Annotated in this window: 1 protein-coding gene; it reads right to left on the bottom strand. The window is 47.2% G+C overall.

Translation table 11 applies throughout. The features are described from left to right. Positions 1-6: 6 nt before the first annotated feature. The coding region (gene tuf / locus R7P35_RS25180; protein WP_017822038.1) for an elongation factor Tu at positions 7-1,190 on the bottom strand (1,184 nt) is incomplete at its 5' end.

Raw genomic sequence — 1,190 nt, 5'->3', positions numbered from 1 at the left:
TATGAATTAGTCGAAGATCTTAGCAACAACACCAGCACCTACTGTACGGCCACCTTCACGGATCGCGAAACGTAGACCTTCGTCCATTGCGATTGGTGCGATTAGCTCTACAGTCATCTGTACGTTGTCGCCTGGCATTACCATTTCTACGCCGTCTGGTAGCTGGATGTCACCAGTTACGTCAGTTGTACGGAAGTAGAATTGTGGACGGTAGCCTTTGAAGAATGGAGTGTGACGACCACCTTCATCTTTAGACAGTACGTATACTTCTGATTCGAACTTAGTGTGTGGAGTGATTGAACCAGGCTTAGCTAGTACTTGACCACGTTCAACTTCGTCACGCTTAGTACCACGTAGAAGTGCACCAACGTTCTCACCTGCACGGCCTTCGTCTAGAAGCTTACGGAACATCTCAACACCAGTACATGTAGTTGTAGTAGTGTCTTTGATACCTACGATAGCAACTTCGTCACCTACAGTTAGGATACCACGCTCGATACGGCCAGTTACTACTGTACCACGACCTTGGATTGAGAATACGTCTTCGATAGGCATTAGGAATGGCTGATCTACCGCACGCTCTGGCTCAGGGATGTAAGTATCTAGAGCTTCTGCTAGTTCAACGATTTTCGCTTCCCACTGCTCTTCGCCGTTTAGTGCGCCTAGTGCAGAACCTTGGATAACTGGTAGGTCATCACCTGGGAAATCGTATTCAGATAGAAGTTCACGAACTTCCATTTCTACTAGTTCTAGTAGCTCTTCATCGTCAACCATGTCACATTTGTTCATGAATACGATGATGTATGGGATACCAACCTGACGGCCTAGTAGGATGTGCTCACGAGTTTGTGGCATTGGGCCATCTGTCGCAGCAACAACTAGGATACCACCGTCCATCTGTGCAGCACCAGTGATCATGTTTTTAACATAGTCAGCGTGTCCTGGACAGTCAACGTGTGCGTAGTGGCGTGATGGAGTGTCGTACTCAACGTGAGAAGTTGCGATTGTGATACCGCGCTCACGCTCTTCTGGAGCGTTATCGATAGATGCGAAGTCTTTAGCTACACCGCCGTAAACTTTAGCAAGAGTAGTACAGATAGCTGCAGTTAGAGTTGTTTTACCGTGGTCAACGTGGCCGATAGTACCAACGTTAACGTGCGGTTTCGTACGTTCAAATTTTTCTTTAGACA

Source organism: Vibrio sp. Vb0304 (assembly GCF_033338995.1).
Taxonomy (GTDB): domain Bacteria; phylum Pseudomonadota; class Gammaproteobacteria; order Enterobacterales; family Vibrionaceae; genus Vibrio; species Vibrio alginolyticus.
This window is presented reverse-complemented; position numbering and strand designations above follow the sequence as displayed.